At 72.7% G+C, this 19,704-nt stretch carries 10 protein-coding genes; 3 read left to right on the forward strand and 7 right to left on the reverse strand.

Going from position 1 to position 19,704, the window contains the following annotated elements; translation table 11 throughout:
- Positions 1-37: 37 nt before the first annotated feature.
- From glgB to HPT28_RS02190, 4 genes are all read right to left on the reverse strand, one after another.
- Positions 38-2,431 carry a 1,4-alpha-glucan branching enzyme gene (glgB, locus tag HPT28_RS02175; protein WP_308119039.1) on the reverse strand — a complete coding sequence of 798 codons (2,394 nt, stop codon included), beginning with the start codon at positions 2,429-2,431 and terminating at the stop codon, positions 38-40.
- Positions 2,428-3,873 (reverse strand): phosphotransferase, encoded by a 1,446-nt coding sequence (locus HPT28_RS02180; protein ID WP_374226905.1) that lies wholly within the window; start codon positions 3,871-3,873, stop codon positions 2,428-2,430. The genes glgB and HPT28_RS02180 overlap by 4 nt, the downstream gene beginning before the upstream one ends.
- Before the next feature lie 263 nt (positions 3,874-4,136).
- Complete coding sequence (gene treS, locus HPT28_RS02185; protein ID WP_257577934.1) at positions 4,137-5,960, reverse strand: maltose alpha-D-glucosyltransferase; 1,824 nt, start codon at positions 5,958-5,960, stop codon at positions 4,137-4,139.
- Positions 5,947-7,992 carry an alpha-1,4-glucan--maltose-1-phosphate maltosyltransferase gene (locus HPT28_RS02190; protein ID WP_219088638.1) on the reverse strand — a complete coding sequence of 682 codons (2,046 nt, stop codon included), beginning with the start codon at positions 7,990-7,992 and terminating at the stop codon, positions 5,947-5,949. Before HPT28_RS02190 ends, treS begins: the two co-directional genes overlap by 14 nt.
- Before the next feature lie 364 nt (positions 7,993-8,356).
- Between HPT28_RS02190 and glgP the strand changes: the two genes are divergently transcribed.
- A complete protein-coding gene (glgP, locus tag HPT28_RS02195) occupies positions 8,357-10,915 on the forward strand; it encodes an alpha-glucan family phosphorylase (RefSeq protein WP_219088640.1) in 2,559 nt (852 codons plus the stop codon).
- Positions 10,916-10,960: 45 nt separating this feature from the next.
- Here the strand turns inward: glgP and HPT28_RS02200 are convergent, their stop codons facing one another.
- From HPT28_RS02200 to glgX, 3 genes are all read right to left on the reverse strand, one after another.
- On the reverse strand, positions 10,961-12,850 hold the full coding sequence (locus HPT28_RS02200; protein ID WP_219088642.1) for an ABC transporter ATP-binding protein: 1,890 nt from the start codon (positions 12,848-12,850) through the stop codon (positions 10,961-10,963).
- Complete coding sequence (locus HPT28_RS02205; protein ID WP_219088644.1) at positions 12,847-14,670, reverse strand: ABC transporter ATP-binding protein; 1,824 nt, start codon at positions 14,668-14,670, stop codon at positions 12,847-12,849. The genes HPT28_RS02200 and HPT28_RS02205 overlap by 4 nt, the downstream gene beginning before the upstream one ends.
- Positions 14,671-14,871: 201 nt before the next feature.
- Positions 14,872-17,154 carry a glycogen debranching protein GlgX gene (gene glgX, locus HPT28_RS02210; protein ID WP_219088646.1) on the reverse strand — a complete coding sequence of 761 codons (2,283 nt, stop codon included), beginning with the start codon at positions 17,152-17,154 and terminating at the stop codon, positions 14,872-14,874.
- Positions 17,155-17,411: 257 nt separating this feature from the next.
- Here glgX and HPT28_RS02215 point away from each other — a divergent pair, with 257 nt between their 5' ends.
- The gene (locus HPT28_RS02215) at positions 17,412-18,626 is read left to right on the forward strand and encodes an Ig-like domain-containing protein (RefSeq protein ID WP_308119040.1); all 1,215 of its coding nucleotides are present in this window, start codon (positions 17,412-17,414) and stop codon (positions 18,624-18,626) included.
- Between the two features lie 83 nt (positions 18,627-18,709).
- Positions 18,710-19,477 carry an enoyl-CoA hydratase/isomerase family protein gene (locus tag HPT28_RS02220; RefSeq protein ID WP_219088648.1) on the forward strand — a complete coding sequence of 256 codons (768 nt, stop codon included), beginning with the start codon at positions 18,710-18,712 and terminating at the stop codon, positions 19,475-19,477.
- The last annotated feature ends 227 nt before the right edge of the window (positions 19,478-19,704 follow it).

Genomic DNA, 19,704 nt, shown 5'->3' on the forward strand with positions numbered 1-19,704 from the left:
CACGGTGCCCCAGGGGAGGACGACCCGCGAGCGGAGCTCAGGCGGGGCGGAGCCAGACGGTGGCCAGCGGCGGGAGGGTGAGGGCGATGCTGGAGGGGCGGCCCTGGGACGTCACGGGCTCGCTCTTGACCAGCTCGGGCACCTCCACGCCGGAGCCGCCGTAGCGGGCGGCGTCGGTGTTGAGGGCCTCCCGCCAGGCGGGGACGCCGTCGGGCACGCCGAGCCGGTAGGCGTGGCGGACGACGGGGGAGAAGTTGCTGACGGCCAGCAGCGGGCTGCCGTCGGCGGCGTACCGGAGGAACGCGAAGACGTTGTCGTCGGCGGCGTCGGCCTCGATCCAGGCGAAGCCGGAGGGCTGGGTGTCGCGCTCCCACAGGGCGGGGGTGGCCGTGTAGACGGTGTTGAGGTCGCGGACGAGGTTCTGGACGCCGGCGTGGTCGCCGCGGGCGGAGTAGGCGGGGTCGAGGAGCCACCAGTCGGGGCCCTGGTCCTCGCGCCACTCGCCGCCCTGGGCGAATTCCTGCCCCATGAAGAGGAGCTGCTTGCCGGGGTGGGCCCACATGTAGCCGAGGTAGGCGCGGTGGTTGGCGCGCTGCTGCCACCAGTCTCCGGGCATCTTGGCGACGAGCGCGCCCTTGCCGTGCACGACCTCGTCGTGCGAGATGGGCAGCACGTAGTTCTCGCTGTAGGCGTACACCATGGAGAACGTCATCTCGTTGTGGTGGTACTTGCGGTGGACGGGCTCCTTGGAGGCGTAGACGAGGGAGTCGTGCATCCAGCCCATGTTCCACTTCAGGCCGAAGCCGAGGCCGCCGACGCCGTGCGGGCCGGTCTCGTGGGTGGGGCGGGTGACCCCGTCCCAGGCGGTGGACTCCTCGGCGACGGTGACGACGCCGGGGCAGCGCCGGTAGACGGTCGCGTTCATCTCCTGGAGGAACCGGACGGCGTCCAGGTTCTCCCGGCCGCCGTGCTCGTTGGGCGCCCAGTCGCCGTACTCGCGCGAGTAGTCGAGGTAGAGCATGGAGGCGACGGCGTCGACGCGGAGCCCGTCGATGTGGAACTCCTCGCACCAGTACACGGCGTTGGCGACGAGGAAGTTGCGGACCTCGGTGCGGCCGTAGTCGAACTCCAGGGTGCCCCAGTCGGGGTGTTCGGCGCGCCGGGGGTCGGGGTGCTCGTAGAGGGGGGTGCCGTCGAAGCGGGCGAGGGCCCAGTCGTCCTTGGGGAAGTGGGCGGGCACCCAGTCCATGAGGACGCCGATGCCCTCGCGGTGCAGGGCGTCGACGAGGTACCGGAAGTCGTCGGGGCCGCCCAGCCGTGCGGTGGGGGCGTAGTAGCCGGTGACCTGGTAGCCCCAGGATCCGCCGAACGGGTGCTCGCACACCGGCATGAGCTCCACATGGGTGAAGCCGAGGTCCTTGACGTAGCGCGGGAGCTGTTCCGCCAGCTCACGGTAGCCGAGCCCGGGGCGCCAGGAGGGCAGGTGCACCTCGTAGACCGAGAACGGGGACGCGTGGACGGGGCGGGCGGCGCGGCCGGCGAGCCACTCGGCGTCCTGCCAGGCGTACGTCGAGGACGTGACGACGGAGGCCGTGTCCGGCGGGCACTCGGTGCGCCGGGCCATGGGGTCGGCCCGCAGGCTGCGGACGCCGTCGGGGCCGTGGACGTCGAACTTGTAGCGCGTGCCCTCGCCGACGCCGGGGAGGAACAGCTCCCACACCCCGCTGGAGCCCAGGGAGCGCATGGGGCAGCCGGTGCCGTCCCAGTAGTTGAAGTCGCTGGCGAGCCGCACGCCGAGCGCGTTGGGTGCCCAGACGGTGAAGCGGGTGCCGGCGACGCCGTCGACCGTCATCGGGTGGGCGCCGAGCGCCTGCCAGAGCTGTTCGTGGCGGCCCTCGGAGATGAGGTGCAGATCCAGCTCGCCGAGGGTGGGCAGGAAGCGGTAGGCGTCCTCGGTCTCCACCACGGTGCCGCCCTCGTAGGCGACCCGCAGCCGGTAGCTAGAGGGCCGCGCGCCGGGCAGCAGGCCGGCGAAGAGCCCGTCCGCCTCGTGTGGGAGCTGGGCCGAGCCGTCCGGCGTCACCACCGTCACGCTGCGGGCGAAGGGGCGCAGCACGCGCACGACGTGGCCGTCGGCGACGGGGTGGAGGCCCAGCAAGCCGTGCGGGTCGTGGTGGGCTCCGGCGAGGAGCCGGGCGCGCTCGCCCTCGTCCAGCGCGGGGGCGACGCGTACGGCCAGCGGCGTGGCCGGCACCTCCTCGGCCGCCGGGGTGCGGGGCCGGGGTGCGGCCTGGCCGTCCGTGGCCGGTTTGCCGTCCGTGGCGGGCTTGCCGTCCGTGCCGGTCCGGGGGGCCTTCGCCGTCCTGGACGCCGACGACGCCGAGGGGGGCGCGGAGCGGAAGGTGTCGGGAACCTCGGGGCGGGGGGTCACGAGAGTGTCCTCCTGGGGGAGCGCGGGGTCTGTGCGAGGCGACGGACCGCGGCGAGCGGGATGGGGAGCCAGTCGGGGCGGTGGTGGGCTTCGTAGAGCACCTCGTAGACGGCCTTGTCCGTCTCGTAGGCGCGTAGCAGGGCGGTGTGCTCACGGGGGTCGGTGCCGCTGCCCTCGGCGTAGCCGACGCAGAAGGCGTCCCGGTTGGCCTCCGCCCAGCGGCGGGCGAAGGGGGTGGCACCGCGCTGGCAGGCGGCGTAGTCGAAGGAGCGCAGCATCCCCGCGACGTCCTGGAGGACGGGCTGCGGACGGCGGCGCTCGGAGAGCCGCTTGGCGGGCTCGCCCTCGAAGTCGATCAGGGACCACCGGCCCTTGGTGTCGTCGGCGCTGCGCAGCACCTGGCCGAGGTGCAGGTCGCCGTGGATGCGCTGGACCGGGCAGCCGCGGCCGGAGTGCGCGAGGTCGTCCACGGCGGCGAACGCCTCCCGCAGCCCGGCCCGGTAGGGGCGGAGCTGCGGCACGGCGTCGCAGGCGGCCTTGAGCCGGGCCGTCATGTCCCCGGCCAGCGAGGCCAGCGGGGCGCCCCGCAGCTCGGTGGTGGGCAGCGCGGTGGCCAGGGCGGTGTGGACCTCGGCGGTGGCCCGCCCCAGGGTGCGGGCGGCGCCGGTGAAGTCGGCGCGCCGGTGCAGGGCGTGCAGGGCGAGCCGCCAGCCGTCGCTGGAGCCGGGCAGGTAGGGCTGGAGGACGGCGAGGGTGACGGGGTCGTCCGCCTCGGCCTCGATCCAGGCCACCGGGGCGGGCACGCGGGCGCAGCCGGTGCGGGCGAGGGCGAGGGGCAGTTCCAGGTCGGGGTTGAGCCCGGGGCTGACTCGGCGGAACAGCTTGAGGATGAGCCGGTCGCCGTAGACGAGCGAGGAGTTGGACTGCTCGGCGCGCAGCGGACGGGCGGGCAGCTGCCCGGGGATGACGGCGCCCTCCTCGCGGACGAAGCGCAGGGAGCCGAGCCTGCCGGGGGTGCGCAGCCGTTCCAGCAGGACGGCCGTGAGCCGGGCGTCGGGGACGGCGTCGTAGACGGCCCGTCCGGCGAGCGGGCCGGAGGCGGGCCGTCCGATGAGGGCGGGGGAGAGCGTCGGCGGCAGCACGTCGCGGACGCCGAGCAGCAGTTGGTAGCAGTCGGCGCTCTCGCCCTGGTGCGCGGTGAGCAGCAGGTGCAGCAGCCCCGGCGTCCGCCCGGTGCCGCTGCCGGTGCCCGGACAGGGGAGCAGCTCGGTGGCGGCGGTGAGGGTCAGGCCGTCCAGTGCCCGTCCCTTTCCGGCGAACCAGCGCTGCCGGGGCAGCCAGTGGGTCAGCATGGGGCTGAGGGAGCGCAGCAGCTCGGGGCCCGCACCGCTGCCGGTGAGCGGGGTGGTGCGGAGCGAGGCGCCGTCCGGCGTCGCGGTCAATGGATTCCTTCCCCCGGGCACACGAAACGTAGGCAGAGTGTCCCGGAATGCGGCATCGGCTGTCCGGCTGTGCGGGACGTGTTGCGGGAGATCGACCGTGCGGAGGATGCGCTCACTGGGCCGCACGGGTGTCTCTACATGTGCCCACGGCGACGGGGACGTAACCGGCCCGGTCATGGTATTGCGGATTCGCCCCGGTCCGGGGCCTTCGCCGGGGGGTGGGTACGTCCCTCCCCGGCCGGGAGGGACGTACCCGAGGGGCGTCAGCGCATCGGCGAGGTGGGCCGGACGGGGACGCCGGGGGTGTCGGGGCCCACCGGCGCGGCGGGCGGCACCGACTCGGCGGACCGGGTCAGCTCGGGCGCCGTCGCGTGGGTGGGCCGGCGGCGCAGCCGGAACCAGTAGAAGCCGTGCCCGCCGAGGGTGAGCAGGTACGGCAGGTCACCGATCGCCGGGAAGCGCACGCCGCCGATGAGTTCCACCGGGTGCATGCCGCGCCACGGCGCCAGGTCCAGCTCGGTGGGCTGGGGGAAGCGGGAGAAGTTGTTGACGCACATGACGACGTCCTCCTCGCCGCTCTCCAGCCGCACCTGGCGCAGGAACGCGAGGACGGCCGGGTTGCTGGAGGGCAGCTCGGTGTACTCGCCGAGGCCGAACGCCGGGTTCTGCTTGCGGATCTCCACCATGCGGCGCGTCCAGTGCAGCAGCGACGACGGGGAGCTCATCGACGCCTCGACGTTGGTGACCTGGTACCCGTAGACCGGGTCCATGATCGCGGGCAGGTACAGCCGTCCCGGGTCGCTGGAGGAGAACCCCGCGTTGCGGTCGGGCGTCCACTGCATCGGAGTGCGGACCGCGTCCCGGTCACCGAGCCAGATGTTGTCGCCCATGCCGATCTCGTCGCCGTAGTACAGGATCGGCGAGCCGGGCAGGGACAGCAGCAGGGCGGTGAACAGCTCGATCTGGTTGCGGTCGTTGTCCAGCAGCGGGGCGAGGCGGCGCCGGATGCCGATGTTGGCCCGCATGCGCGGGTCCTTGGCGTACTCGGCGTACATGTAGTCGCGTTCCTCGTCCGTCACCATTTCGAGCGTGAGCTCGTCGTGGTTGCGCAGGAAGATGCCCCACTGGCAGCCGGAGGGGATCGCGGGCGTCTTGGCCAGGATCTCCGAGACCGGGTAGCGGGACTCGCGCCGCACCGCCATGAAGATGCGCGGCATGACGGGGAAGTGGAACGCCATGTGGCACTCGTCGCCGCCCTTGGCGTAGTCGCCGAAGTAGTCGACCACGTCCTCCGGCCACTGGTTGGCCTCGGCCAGCAGCACCGTGTCGGGGTAGTGGGCGTCGATCTCGGCCCGCACCCGCTTGAGGAAGTTGTGCGAGGCGGGGAGGTTCTCGCAGTTGGTGCCCTCCTCGGCGTACAGGTACGGCACGGCGTCCAGCCGGAACCCGTCGATGCCGAGGTCCAGCCAGAACCGCAGGGCGGAGATCATCTCCTCCTGCACGATCGGGTTCTCGTAGTTGAGGTCCGGCTGATGGGAGAAGAACCGGTGGAAGTAGTACTGCTTGCGCACCGGGTCGAAGGTCCAGTTGGACGCCTCGGTGTCGACGAAGATGATCCGCGCGTCGGCGTACCGCTTGTCGTCGTCCGCCCAGACGTAGTAGTCGCCGTAGGGCCCCTCGGGGTCCGTGCGGGACTGCTGGAACCACTCGTGCTGGTCGCTGGTGTGGTTCATCACCATGTCGATGATGACGCGGATGCCGCGCTGGTGGGCGGCGTCGACGAACTCCACGAAGTCGGCCAGGTCACCGAACTCCGGAAGGACGGAGGTGTAGTCCGAGACGTCGTAGCCCCCGTCGCGCAGCGGCGATTTGAAGAACGGTGGCAGCCACAGGCAGTCGACCCCCAGCCATTGCAGGTAGTCGAGCTTGGCGGTGAGGCCCTTCAGATCGCCGATGCCGTCGCCGTTGCTGTCCTGGAAGGAGCGGACCAGGACCTCGTAGAAGACGGCACGTTTGAACCACTCGGGGTCGCGGTCCTTGGCAGGAGTGTCCTCGAACGTGTCGAGGACGGGCTCATTGACGCTCATCGTTGGGTGACCCTCCGGTCGGTGAGGACGGTCGCAGGGTCAGAATGTGGGCCGGAGCCGGGGAACCGTCTCGTCCGGGTTCCAGTCGCACATAGTTGTCCCTGCCCCAGTGGTAGGTCTCGCCGGTGAGCTCGTCGCGCACCGGGAACAGCTCGGCGCCGCTCTCTTGCGCCGCGGTCAGCCCGAGCTGTCCCATATCCAACGACACCGTGGCCTCGTGGGTGTGGTACGGATCGAGGTTCACCACGACCAGCACTGAGTCGGCGTAGGGTTCGATGCTGCGCTTGGAGTACGCGATGATCTGGTCGTTGTTCGTGTGGTGGAAGTGCAGCGACCGCAGCTGCTGTAGCGCGGGGTGCCGGCGGCGCAGCCGGTTCAGCGTCGTGAGCAGCGGGGCGATCGAGCGTCCCTCGCGCTCGGCCGCCGCCCAGTCGCGCGGGCGCAGCTCGTACTTCTCCGAGTTCAGGTACTCCTCGCTGCCCGCCCGCACGGCCGTGCTCTCGCACAGCTCGTAGCCGGAGTAGACGCCCCAGGTGGGGGAGAGCGTGGCCGCCAGCACGGCCCGCACCTCGAAGGCCGCCCGTCCGCCGTGCTGGAGGTAGGCGTGCAGGATGTCGGGCGTGTTGACGAACAGGTTCGGCCGCATGTAGGCGGCCGTCTCCTGGGAGAGCTCGGTCAGATACTCCGTCAGCTCGCGTTTGTCGTTGCGCCAGGTGAAGTAGGTGTACGACTGCTGGAACCCGATCTGGGCGAGCGCTCGCATCATCGCGGGCCGGGTGAAGGCCTCGGCCAGGAAGATGACGTCCGGGTCGGTGCGGTTGATCTCGGTGATCACCTTCTCCCAGAACCGCACGGGCTTGGTGTGCGGGTTGTCGACGCGGAAGATGCGCACGCCCTGCTCCATCCAGAAGCGCAGCACCCGCAGGGTCTCGGCGACCAGGCCGCGGTAGGCCTTGAGGCCGTTGTCGAAGTGGATCGGGTAGATGTCCTGGTACTTCTTCGGCGGGTTCTCGGCGAAGGCGATCGTGCCGTCGGCCTGCTTGCGGAACCACTCCGGGTGCTCGGTGACCCACGGATGGTCGGGGGAGGCCTGGAGGGCGAAGTCCAGCGCCACCTCCATGCGCAGGTCGCGGGCGGTGTCGACGAAGTGCGCGAAGTCGGCGAAGGTGCCCAGGTCCGGGTGGATGGCGTCGTGTCCGCCGTCGGCGGAGCCGATCGCCCACGGCGAGCCGACGTCCTTCGGCCCGGCCGTCAGGGCGTTGTTCCGGCCCTTGCGGTAGGCCGATCCGATCGGGTGAACGGGCGGCAGGTAGACAACGTCGAAGCCCATCGCCGCGATGGCGGGCAGTCGCTCGGCCGCCGTCCGCAGCGTGCCCGAGCGCCGTGGCTCGCCGTCCTTCGCGACGACGGCGCCCTCCGAGCGCGGGAACATCTCGTACCAGGAGCCGACCAGTGCCCGCCGCCGTTCCACCTGCACCGGCATCGCCCGGGAGGCCGTGACCAGCTCGCGCAGCGGATGCCGCCGCAGCACCTCGGCCAGCTCCCCGTCCTGGGCGGCGGCCAGTCGGTCGGCGTCGGGCATCGCGGTGTTGCGCAGGGCGTCGACGACGTCCAGGACGACGGCGCGGCCCTCGCTCTTGGGCACCTCGCCCGCCGCCTTCTCCAGCAGCTGCGCCCCCTCGGCGAACACCAGCTCGACGTCGACGTTCGCCGGCACCTTGAGGCCCGCCTTGTGCAGCCAGGTGCCCACCGGGTCGCTCCACGCCTCCACCACGAACGTCCAGCGGCCCTCGGCGTCCGGCGTCACCTCCGCGCCCCAGCGGTCGGTGCCGGGGGCCAGTTCGCGCATCGGGGTCCACGGGCCACCGCGTCCGCTCGGATCGCGCAGGACGACGTTGGCGGCCACCGCGTCATGCCCTTCCCGGAAGACGGTGGCGGACACCTGGAACGTCTCGCCCACCACCGCCTTGGCGGGGCGGCGTCCGCACTCGACGAGTGGCTGGACATCCAGGACGGGAATGCGACCGATCATGGGCTCTCACCTATGGTCGAGGGAAGGGATTTTGTACTTTGTATCCGCTTTACGGCGGCCGGAGGGTGTGCGCCCATGGCCGCTCCTGCCCGCGTTCACTCGGCCGGGCGTCTCGTCGCGCAGGTGGATTACCTGCCCATGCCGTGCCGTGCGGATGCCACGGACGTGTGAACTACTCGTAGGTAGTCCGAAACCCAGAGTGATCATGCCGGACGCCGGGCCCTTCGCGGCCCTCCGGCGGCCCGGTACGCGGGGGCGCGCACCCGGCGCAGAGAGGCGTGATCCGGGTGGATTCAGGAGAAAAACGGAAGGAAAGCGCCGTAATGCCGCGCGACGCCCACCCGTGCCCGGATACCTTCGAAAGGTGAAGGCCATCCGTCGCTTCTCCGTACGTCCCGTTCTTCCCGAGCCCCTCCGACCCCTCAGCGACCTCGCGCGCAACCTGCGCTGGTCCTGGCACCACGAAACCCGTGAGCTGTTCCGCTACGCCGACCCGGACGGCTGGCACGCGACCGGCGGTGACCCGCTGCGGCTGCTCGGCTCCGTCTCGGCCGGGCGGCTCGCCGAACTCGCCCACGACCGCCGCTTCCTCCGGCGCCTCAAACTGGGCGCCGGCGACCTGGGCGACTACCTGACCGAGCCGCGCTGGTACCAGAACGCCGCCGCCGACCTCCCGGCCGCCATCGCCTACTTCTCGCCCGAATTCGGCATCACCTCCGCCCTGCCCCAGTACTCCGGCGGTCTCGGCATCCTCGCCGGCGACCACCTCAAGGCCGCCAGCGACCTCGGCGTCCCGCTCATCGGCGTCGGACTCCTCTACCGCCACGGCTACTTCCGCCAGTCCCTCTCCCGGGACGGCTGGCAGCAGGAGAGCTACCCCGTGCTGGACCCGGACGAGCTGCCGCTCGAACTCGTCCGCGAGCCGGACGGCACACCCGTCGACATCGCCCTGACCCTCCCCGGCGGGCGTACGCTGCACGCCCACGTCTGGCTCGCCCGGGTCGGCCGCGTCCCGCTGCTCCTGCTCGACTCCGACGTCGAGGAGAACGCCCCCGGCGAACGCGGCGTCACCGACCGGCTCTACGGCGGGGGTCGCGAGCAGCGCCTCCTGCAGGAGATGCTCCTCGGCATCGGCGGGGTGCGCGCCGTCCGCGCCTACTGCCGTCTCTCCGGCCACCGGGCCCCCGAGGTGTTCCACACCAACGAGGGCCACGCCGGCTTCCTCGGCCTCGAACGCATCCGCGAGCTGCGCGCCGACGGCCTGCCCTTCGACGCGGCCCTGGAGGCCGTGCGCGCGGGCACCGTCTTCACCACCCACACGCCCGTCCCGGCCGGGATCGACCGCTTCGACCGCTCCCTGATCAGCCGCTACTTCGGCGACGACGGCGAGCTGGCGGGCGTGGCCGCCGCCGACATCCTGGCCCTCGGTGTCGAGACCGCGCCCGAGGGGGACCCGGCCCTGTTCAACATGGCCGTCATGGGGCTGCGTCTGGCCCAGCGCGCCAACGGGGTATCCACCCTGCACGGCGCCGTCAGCCGCCGGATGTTCGCCGGGCTGTGGCCGGGGTTCGACGCCGCCGAGGTGCCCATCACCTCCATCACCAACGGCGTCCACGCCCCCACCTGGGTCGCCCCCGAGATCACCGACCGCACGCCCCGACTCGCTGACGGCGAGCTCTGGGACCTCCGCCGCGACCTGCGCGAACAGCTCGTCGAGGAGGTGCGGCGACGGCTGCGCGACGCCTGGCGGGAACGCGGCGCCGCCGACGCGGAGCTGGGCTGGATCGACCACGTCCTCGACCCCGACGTGCTGACCGTCGGCTTCGCCCGCCGCGTCCCCTCCTACAAGCGGCTCACCCTCATGCTGCGCGACCCCGACCGGCTGCGGCGGCTGCTGCTCCACCCCGAGCGGCCCGTCCAGCTCGTCGTCGCGGGCAAGGCGCACCCGGCGGACGACGGCGGCAAGCGCCTCATCCAGGACCTCGTCCACTTCGCCGACGACCCCCGGGTGCGGCACCGCATCGTCTTCCTCCCCGACTACGGCATGGCCATGGCGCAGAAGCTCTACCCCGGCTGCGACGTCTGGCTGAACAACCCGCTGCGCCCCCTGGAGGCCTGCGGCACCAGCGGCATGAAGTCCGCCCTCAACGGCGGGCTCAACCTCTCGGTGCTCGACGGCTGGTGGGACGAGTGGTACGAGAGCGACTTCGGCTGGGCCATCCCCACCGCCGACGGACCGAGCGACGACGGGCCCGACGCCGAGCGGCGGGACGCCATCGAGGCCGCGGCCCTGTACTCGGCCCTGGAGGAGCAGGTCGCCCCCTGCTTCTACGACCGGCCGGAACGCTGGCTGGAGATGGTCCGTCAGACGCTCACGCGGCTCGGCCCGAAGGTGCTGGCCGACCGGATGGTCCGCGACTACGTGCAGGGGCTCTACGCGCCGGCCGCGCAGGCGCACCGCGTGCTCGACCCCGCCGTCGCCCCCAAGGCTCCCGGCGAGCTCGCCGCCTGGAAGGCCCGGGTGCGCTCCGCGTGGCCCCGGGTCCGCGTCGACCACGTGGAGGCCGCGGGCCCCGCCTCCGACTCGCTCGAACTCGGCGGCTGCCTCACCCTCCGCGTCCGGGTCACCCTCGGCGAGCTGGAACCGGCCGAGGTGGAGGTCCAGGCCGTCACCGGGCGGGTGGACCACAACGACACCATCACCGATCCGGAGACCGTCGTCCTCAAGCCCGCCGGCCGCCCCGACCTCGACGGCCGCCGACTCTACGAGGGTGAGCTCGCCCTCGACCGCACCGGGCCCTTCGGCTACACCGTGCGCGTCCTGCCCACGCACCGGCTGCTCGCCGGGCCGGCCGAGCTGGGCCTCGCGGCCATGCCGACGGACGGCGCCGCCGTCACCGAGTCCGGCGTCCTGATGCGCTGACGGCACCGCCCGCGGCAGGCACGTGCCTGCCGCGGGCGGCGGCCCCTACGCGAGGCTCTCCCGCCAGGCGTGGTGGAGCTGGGCGAACCGGCCCTCGCCCGCGATCAGCTCGGCCGGGGTGCCGTCCTCCACGATGCGGCCGTCCGCCATCACGAGCACCCGGTCCGCGACCTCCACCGTCGACAGCCGGTGCGCGATGACGACGGCGGTGCGGTCCCCCAGCACCGTGTGCATGGCCCGCTGCACGGCCTGTTCCCCCGGCACGTCCAGCGACGAGGTCGCCTCGTCCAGGATCAGCACCGCCGGGTCGGCCAGCAGCGCCCGGGCGAAGGACACGAGCTGCCGCTGGCCCGCGGAGATGCGGCTGCCGCGCTTGCGCACGTCCGTGTCGTAGCCGTCGGGCAGGGCGGCGATGAAGTCGTGCGCCCCGATCGCCTTCGCGGCCTGCTCGATCTCCGCGCGGGTCGCCTCCGGGCGGCCCAGCGCGATGTTCTCCGCCACCGTGCCGGAGAACAGGAACGACTCCTGCGTCACCATGACGACGCCGCGCCGCAGCTCCGGGGCCGACAGGTCCCGCAGGTCCGTGCCGTCCAGCAGGACGCGGCCGGCCGTCGGGTCGTAGAACCGGGCCAGCAGCTTCGCCAGCGTGGACTTGCCCGCGCCCGTGGCACCGACGACGGCCACCGTCTGCCCGGCCGGGATCGTCAGGTCGAAGGGCGGCAGCACCTCGCCGCCCGTGCGGTAGCCGAAGCTGACCCGCTCGAAGACCACCGGGCGGCCCGGGCCCGTGCCCCGGGCGGCGGGCAGTTCCCGCGGCCGGGCGGGCTCGGGGATCCCGGGTGCCTGGGCCAGCAGCCCGGCGATCTTCTCCAGCGAGGCCGCGGCCGACTGGTAGGAGTTCAGGAACATCGCCAGCCGGTCGATCGGGTCGTACAGCCGCCGCACGTACAGTGCCGCCGCGGCCAGCGCGCCGAGCGCCAGCGTCCCGTCGGCCACCCGGTAGGCGCCCCAGAGCACGATCGCGGCGACCACGATGTTCGCCGTCAGCCGGGAGGAGACGACGTAACGGGCCATCTCCAGGATCGCGTCCCCGTTGCTCCGCAGGTGCGCGTGGTTGAGCCGGGCGAACGCCTCGTCGTTCGCCCGCTCCCGTCGGAAGGACTGCACCGGACGGATGCCGTTGAGCGTCTCCGCGAACTTCACGATGACGGCTGCCATGGCCGTCGACCGCTTGCGGAACACCCGCATCGACCGCTTCTGGAAGCTGCGCACCAGCAGGTACAGCGGGACGAAGGAGGCCAGCGCCGCCCCGCCGAGGCCCAGGTCCAGGTAGAGCAGGAGCAGTGCGATGTAGGCCACGGACACCGCGACGCCCAGCAGCTCCTGGAGCCCCTCGTCGAGCAGCTCGCGCAGCGCCTCGACATCCGTCGTCGCGCGGGAGATGAGCCGCCCCGAGGTGTAGCGGTCGTGGAAGTCCACGCTGAGCGCCTGCGCGTGCCGGTAGATCCGGCCACGCAGTTCCAGCAGCACGCTCTGGTTGATCCGGGCCGCCGCGTGGACGAACGCGTGCTGCAGACCGCCCGAGGCGAGGGCACACAGCGCGTAGGCCGCCGCCAGCGCGAACAGGGGGCCGTTGTTCCCGTCCCGCAGCGCCGGTACCGCGTCGTCGATCGCGAACGCCACGAGCAGCGGGCTGCCCTGCACCGCCGCCTGCTGGGCCAGCAGCAGGAGGAAGGCCCAGGCGACCCGGGCGCGGTGCGGGCCCAGCAGCGAGCGCAGCAGAGCGCGGGGCGCGTCCTTCGGCGCGGGCAGTACGTCCCGGTCGAACGGATCGGGCTCTCGCGCCCCGCCCCCGGAGTCCTCCCGGGGCCCCGCCCCCGGCTCCGGCTCCGCGGAGCCGGAGCCGGCCGGGCTCGTCGTCGAAACGGTGGTCACAGTGCCCCTTCCCGAATTTCGTGGCCGGGTTCGCGGTCGGCTTCGCGGGCTGCGGACCCGGACATCAGACGGCGGTACTCCACGCTGCGCGCGAACAGTTCGTCATGCGTGCCCACCTCGGTGACACGGCCCCCGGAGAGCAGCGCCACCCGGTCCGCCAGCAGCACGGTGGAGGGCCGGTGCGCGACCACCAGCGCCGTCGTCGTCGCCAGCACCTCGCGCAGCGCCGCCTCCACCTTCGCCTCCGTGTGCACGTCCAGCGCGGAGAGCGGGTCGTCCAGCACCAGGAACCGGGGCCGCCCGGCCACGGCCCTGGCCAGGGCGAGCCGCTGCCGCTGGCCGCCCGAGAGGCTCAGCCCCTGCTCGCCCACCTGGGTGTCCGCCCCCTCGGGCAGCGCGTCGACGAACTCGGCGGCCTGGGCCACGTGCAGTGCCCGCCACAGCTCCTCGTCGTCCGCGTCCGGCGCACCCATCGCCACGTTCTCCTTGACCGAGGCCGAGAAGAGCGTCGGCTCCTCGAAGGCGACAGCGACCAGCTCCCGCACCCGGTGGCGCGGCAGGGTGCCGACGTCGACGCCGTCCAGCGTGATCCGGCCCTCGGTGACCTCGTGCAGCCGGGGCACGAGCGCCGTCAGCGTCGTCTTCCCGCAGCCGGTCGCCCCCACCAGCGCCACCGTCTCGCCCGAGCGGACGTGCAGATCCACGCCGTCCAGGACGGGGGGTGTGGCCGGGTCGGCGTCGGGGTAGCGGAACCGCACGCCCGCGAACCGCATGCCGTCGCCGTGCTCGGGCTCCCGCTTCCCGGCGGGCTCGGCCGGGACCGGCTCGTCCATGACCTCGAAGAACCGGTCGGCCGCCGTCGCCGACTCATTGCTCATGGCCAGCAGGAAGCCCATCGCCTCCACCGGCCAGCGCAGCGCCAGCGCCGTCGACAGGAACGCCACCAGCGTGCCCGCCGACAGCCCGCCGTCCGCCACCTGCACGGTGCCGAGTACCAGTGCGAGGCCGAGGGCCAGCTCCGGCAGGATGAGGATCAGCGCCCACACCTGTGCCAGCAGGCGGGCTTTGTACATCTCCGTGCCCAGCAGTTGGTCCGACAGGGCGCGGAACGCCCGCGCCTGGCTGCGATGCCGTCCGAACCCCTTGATGATCCGGATGCCGAGCACCGCCTCCTCGACGACGGTGGTCAGGTCGCCGACCTGGTCCTGGGCCTGCCGGGACGCGCGCGAGTACTTCTGCTCGAACAGCCAGCACAGCCAGATCAGCGGCGGCACGGGGGCCAGCAGGATCAGCCCCAGCGTCCACTCCTGGGCCAGCAGAATCCCGCAGCCGACCAGGATCGTGACGCTGTTGACCAGCAGGAAGGTCAGCGGGAAGGCGAGGAACAGCCGCAGCAGGTTCAGGTCGGTCGTCCCCCGGGAGAGCAGCTGTCCGCTCGCCCAGCGGTCGTGGAACGACACCGGCAGCCGCTGGAGGTGGCCGTACAGGTCGGCGCGCATCGCGGCCTCGACCCCGGCCAGCGGCCGGGCCACCAGCCAGCGCCGGAGCCCGAAGAGCGCGGCCTCCGCCACCCCGACGCCGAGCAGCAGCGCGCCGCCCAGCCACACCCCGGCGGTGTCCCGGTCGGCCACCGGGCCGTCGATGATCCACTTCAGGACGAGGGGGATGAGGAGCCCGGTGCACGACGCGACGATCGCCACGACGGCCGCCGTCCCCAGCCGCGCTCTCACCGGCCGGACGTACGGCCACAGTCGTAGCAGCGACCGCACCACCGACCGCTTGCCCGCGTCGGCCCCCGAAACGTCTCCCACGGCAGTCATAAGGACCGAGCGTACGGATGAGTCATGACAGGCGCATCGGCATTTTCGCCCACGTGGAGCCCTCCTGGCGCCCTAGTCCCGGGATGGCGGGGCCCTGCCTCCCGGGAGCAGCCCGGTGCCGTGGCGACGAACGCCGGTCATGTACCGGACGGATGGACGGGGCCGCTCTCCCGCTGCGCTGCGCGGCGGTGAGGTGAATCCTCAGGGCAGGGCACGGTAGAGGTGTATCGAGCGGGGGCTCACGGGGACGGCCGTCCCGGCGGGGCGGACGGTGCCCGGCGGCCGGGCCTGGGTCTCGTGGGCGGTGTCCACGAGCAGCTCGTAGGACGTGGCCCACGGCCGTCCCGGCAGGGGGAAGGTGAGCGGCTCGAAGGAGGCGTGCAGGACGGCGAGGAAACTGGCGTCGGTGACGGGGCGCCCCCGCTCGTCCCGGCTGGGGATGTCGTTGCCGGAGAGGTACATGGCGAGCGTGGAGCCGGGGGCGTACCAGTCGGACTCGGCCATCTCGGTGCCGCGCGGGGTGAACCAGGCGAGGTCGCGCAGGCCGTCGGGGCCGTGCGGGCGGCCTGAGAAGAAGGCGCGGCGGCGCAGGACGGGGTGGGCGCGGCGGAGCCGGATGAGGCGGGCGGTGAGCTCGTACAGGGAGCGCCAGCCGGGGTCGTCCAGCAGGGTCCAGTCGACCCAGCTCGTCTCGTTGTCCTGGCAGTAGGCGTTGTTGTTGCCGCCCTGGGTGCGGCCCATCTCGTCTCCGGCGACGAGCATGGGCACGCCGGTGGACAGCAGCAGCGTGGTGATGAGGTTGCGCAGCTGGCGGCGGCGCAGCGCGGTCACGTCCGGGTCGTCCGTCTCGCCCTCGGCGCCGCAGTTCCAGGAGCGGTTGTCGTCGGTGCCGTCGCGGTTGTCCTCGCCGTTGGCCAGGTTGCGCTTTTGGTGGTAGCTGACGAGGTCCCGCAGGGTGAAACCGTCGTGTGCGGTGATGAAGTTGACGGAGGCGTAGGGACGCCGCCCGCCCCACGCGTAGAGGTCGCTGGAGCCGGAGAGCCGGTAGCCGAGGTCGCGGACGTCGGGGAGGGCGCCGCGCCAGAAGTCGCGGGCGGCGTCGCGGTAGCGGTCGTTCCACTCCGTCCACAGCGGCGGGAAGGCGCCGACCTGGTAGCCGCCGTTGCCCACGTCCCAGGGCTCGGCGATGAGCTTGACGCGGCGCAGCACCGGGTCCTGCGCGATGACGGCGAGGAACGGGGAGAGCATGTCGACGTCGTGCATGGAGCGGGCCAGCGCGGCGGCGAGGTCGAAGCGGAAGCCGTCGACGCCCATCTCCTGCACCCAGTACCGCAGGGAGTCGGTGATGAGGCGCAGCACCTGGGGCTGGACGACGTGGAGGGTGTTGCCGCAGCCGGTGTAGTCGGCGTAGCGGCGGGGGTCGCCGGCGAGGCGGTAGTAGCCGCGGTTGTCGATGCCCCGCAGGCTGAGCATGGGGCCCAGCTCGCCGGCCTCGGCGGTGTGGTTGTAGACGACGTCGAGGATGACCTCGATGCCCGCTGCGTGCAGGGCGCGCACCATGCGCTTGAACTCGCCGACCTGCTGGCCGCGGGTGCCCGAGGCGGCGTAGGCGGCGTGCGGGGCGAAGTAGCCGATCGAGTTGTAGCCCCAGTAGTTGCGCAGGCCGCGGCGCAACAGGTGGTCCTCGTGGGCGAACTGGTGGACGGGCAGGAGCTCGACGGCGGTGACGCCGAGCCGTTCGAGGTGGCCGACGGCGGCCGGGTGGGCGAGGCCCGCGTAGGTGCCGCGCAGGTGCTCGGGGACCTCGGGGTGGCGCATGGTGAAGCCGCGCACGTGCAGCTCGTACAGGACGGTGTCGGCCCAAGGCGTCTTCGGGCGGCGGTCGTCGCGCCAGTCGTCGTCGGGCGGGCTGCCGGGCGGCCCTGCGGGCGCGCCGTCGTGCACGACGACGCCCTTGGGGACGAAGGCCGCGGAGTCGCGTTCGTCGCGCACGGTGTCGGCGAGGTGCTGGTGCGGCCAGTCCCGGACGTGGCCGTAGACCTCGGGGGGCAGGGTGAACTCGCCGTCGACCGCCCGGGCGTAGGGGTCGAGGAGCAGCTTGGCCGGATTCCACCGTGCGCCGGACCACGGGTCCCAGCGGCCGTGCACCCGGTAGCCGTAGCGCTGGCCGGGGTGGACGCCCGGGAGGAAGCCGTGCCAGATCTCGTGGGTGAGCTCGGTCAGCCCGTGGCGGGTCTCGCGCCCGGTGTCGTCGAAGAGGCACAGCTCGACGCGTTCGGCGCCACCGGCCCACAGGGCGAAGTTGGTGCCGGGGACGCCACCGGGGCCGTTGCGGTAGCGGGCGCCGAGCGGCTGCGGGCTGCCGGGCCAGACCTCCGGCGGCGGCCCGGGCCGGACGGGGCGCCCGTCGGCGGCGGGGCCGCGGCGGCGCTCCGGCTCGCGGTCGCGTTCTCCGATCGCCGTGCTGCCCGGCTCCTGCGTCATCGGCTCGCCTCCCCCGCGGCGGGTGGTCTCCGGGCGATTCTTCCCGCCCGGAGGACTTCGCTCACCCCGGGCGGCGTGCGATTGCGCCGAACGGATCGCGAGGTTTACAGGACTGCGGGGATTCTGCGACGGAACGGTGACAGACCGCGTGGGGTCGCCGTGATCTTCGTGAGATTCACTCGGTGACGTGCTCGCGCGGTGAAGCGCGGCAGGCCGTGAGGGGCGGTCGGGGAGCGAATGCACACCGGAGGGTCTAGGTGCGGGGCATAGGGATACGCAGAAGCCGTGGGGGGCGCGGGCTGGTCGCCGTCCTGCTGGGGCTGACGCTGCTGGCGACCGGCTGCGGCGAGGACGAGCCGAAGAGCGGCCCGGAGAAGCCGGGCAAGTCGACCGAGGTGCCGGACGGCCCCTCGACGGCGACGGTGGCCATCGCGCCCGAGCACGGCGCCGACGGCGTCGCGACGACGGGCGCGCTGAAGGTGACGGCGAAGGGCGGACGGCTCGTCGACGTCACCGTCCAGAACTCCGAGGGCAGCGCGGTCGAGGGGGAGATCACCGAGGACGGCTCCGGCTGGCGGCCCGACCACGCGCTCGCGACCGGCACGGAATACCACGTCGAGGCGGTGGCCGAGGACCAGCACGGCCGCAAGGCGGCGAAGAACGCCACGTTCACCACCGTCGTCGCGGGGGACACCTTCGTCGGCTACTTCACCCCCGAGGACGGCACCACCGTCGGCGTCGGCATGCCCGTGTCGCTGCGGTTCAGCCGTCCCATCGAGGACAAGGAGGCCGTCCAGGGAGGCGTCGAGGTCACCGCGGACCCGGGCGTGGAGGTCCGCGGCCACTGGTTCGGCAACCAGCGGCTGGACTTCCGGCCGAAGGAGTACTGGAAGCCCGGCACGGAGGTGACGTTGAGCCTCAGGCTGAACGGCGTCGAGGCCGCCGACGGCGTCTACGGCGTGCAGCACAAGGACGTGAAGTTCACGATCGGCCGCTCCATGGTCTCCACGGTGGACGCGGAGAAGAAGACGATGACCGTGAAGCGGGACGGCAAGGTCGTCAGGACGATCCCGATCACCGCGGGCGAGCCGGCCACGCCCACCTGGAACGGGCAGATGGTCATCAGCGAGAAGCACAAGGTGACCCGGATGAACGGCGACACCGTCGACTTCGAGGGTGAGTACGACATCAAGGACGTGCCGCACGCCATGCGGCTGTCCACCTCGGGCACGTTCATCCACGGCAACTACTGGGCGGGCGAGCCCACGTTCGGCTCCGTCAACACCAGCCACGGCTGCGTGGGCCTCTTCGACCGCCGCGGCGGCGCCGACACCTCCACGGCCGGCTCCTGGTTCTACAAGAACTCCATCGTCGGGGACGTCGTGGTCGTGAAGAACAGCAAGGAGAAGACGATCGCCCCGGACAACGGCCTCAACGGCTGGAACCTGGACTGGAGCACGTGGGGCCGGTAGTCCCCGTCGTCCGGTGGCGGGCGTAGGCGGGCTCACAGCGGGCGGCGGGGGACACCCGGGTTAACGGGCGTTACCCTGCCGCCATGACTGTGAATCTCGAAGTCGCCGACGGCGTCGGCACCATCCGCCTCGACCGGCCGCCGATGAACGCCCTCGACATCGCCACCCAGGACCGGCTGGGTGAGCTGGCCGCGGAGGCCACGCGGCGCGACGACGTGCGCGCCGTGGTGCTCTACGGCGGCGAGAAGGTGTTCGCGGCCGGCGCGGACATCAAGGAGATGCGCGACATGGACCACGCGGCCATGATCGCGCGATCCCGTGGCCTCCAGGACGCCTTCACCGCCGTCGCCCGCATCCCCAAGCCCGTCGTCGCCGCCGTCACCGGCTACGCCCTGGGCGGTGGCTGCGAGCTGGCGCTGTGCGCCGACATCCGGATCGCCGGCGACAACGCCAAGCTGGGCCAGCCGGAGATCCTGCTCGGCCTCATCCCCGGCGCGGGCGGCACCCAGCGGCTGTCCCGGCTGGTCGGCCCGTCCAAGGCCAAGGACCTCATCTTCACCGGCCGTCAGGTCAGGGCCGACGAGGCGCTCGCCATGGGGCTCGTCGACCGGGTGGTCCCGGCCGCCGAGGTCTACCAGGAGGCGCACGCCTGGGCCGCGAAGCTCGCCCAGGGCCCGGCGATCGCCCTCCGGGCCGCCAAGGAGTCCGTGGACTTCGGTCTGGAGGCCGACATCGACACCGGTCTGGCCATCGAACGCAACTGGTTCGCCGGGCTGTTCGCCACGGAGGACCGCGAGACCGGGATGCGCAGCTTCGTCGAGGACGGCCCGGGCAAGGCCAAGTTCCGCTGAGCCGCCGGGCGTCGCCCGTCCGCGTCTGCGCCGGGCGTCGCTCGCCCATGTCCGCCGGACGCCGGTGCGTCCGCCAGAGCCCGGCTCCCCGCACGCCGCGGGGGGCCGGGCCCCCGCCGCCCCCGGAGGGCGGAGCGGTGAGCGGCGGGCAGCGGGAGACGGCCGAGGCTACCGGCGCTACGACGAGCGCACGGTGACCCAGCTCGGGGACGGCGTCGAACTCCCGC

Source organism: Streptomyces sp. JJ38 (assembly GCF_019303475.1).
In the GTDB taxonomy this organism is placed as follows: Bacteria; Actinomycetota; Actinomycetes; order Streptomycetales; family Streptomycetaceae; genus Streptomyces.

What these genes read in the sequence shown, in the direction of transcription:
- HPT28_RS02190 (WP_219088638.1), bottom strand. Translation starts at nt 7,992, where the DNA reads ATGATCGGTCGCATTCCCGTCCTGGATGTCCAGCCACTCGTCGAGTGC.
- treS (WP_257577934.1), bottom strand. Translation starts at nt 5,960, where the DNA reads ATGAGCGTCAATGAGCCCGTCCTCGACACGTTCGAGGACACTCCTGCC.
- HPT28_RS02220 (WP_219088648.1), top strand. Translation starts at nt 18,710, where the DNA reads ATGACTGTGAATCTCGAAGTCGCCGACGGCGTCGGCACCATCCGCCTC.
- HPT28_RS02205 (WP_219088644.1), bottom strand. Translation starts at nt 14,670, where the DNA reads ATGACTGCCGTGGGAGACGTTTCGGGGGCCGACGCGGGCAAGCGGTCG.
- glgX (WP_219088646.1), bottom strand. Translation starts at nt 17,154, where the DNA reads ATGACGCAGGAGCCGGGCAGCACGGCGATCGGAGAACGCGACCGCGAG.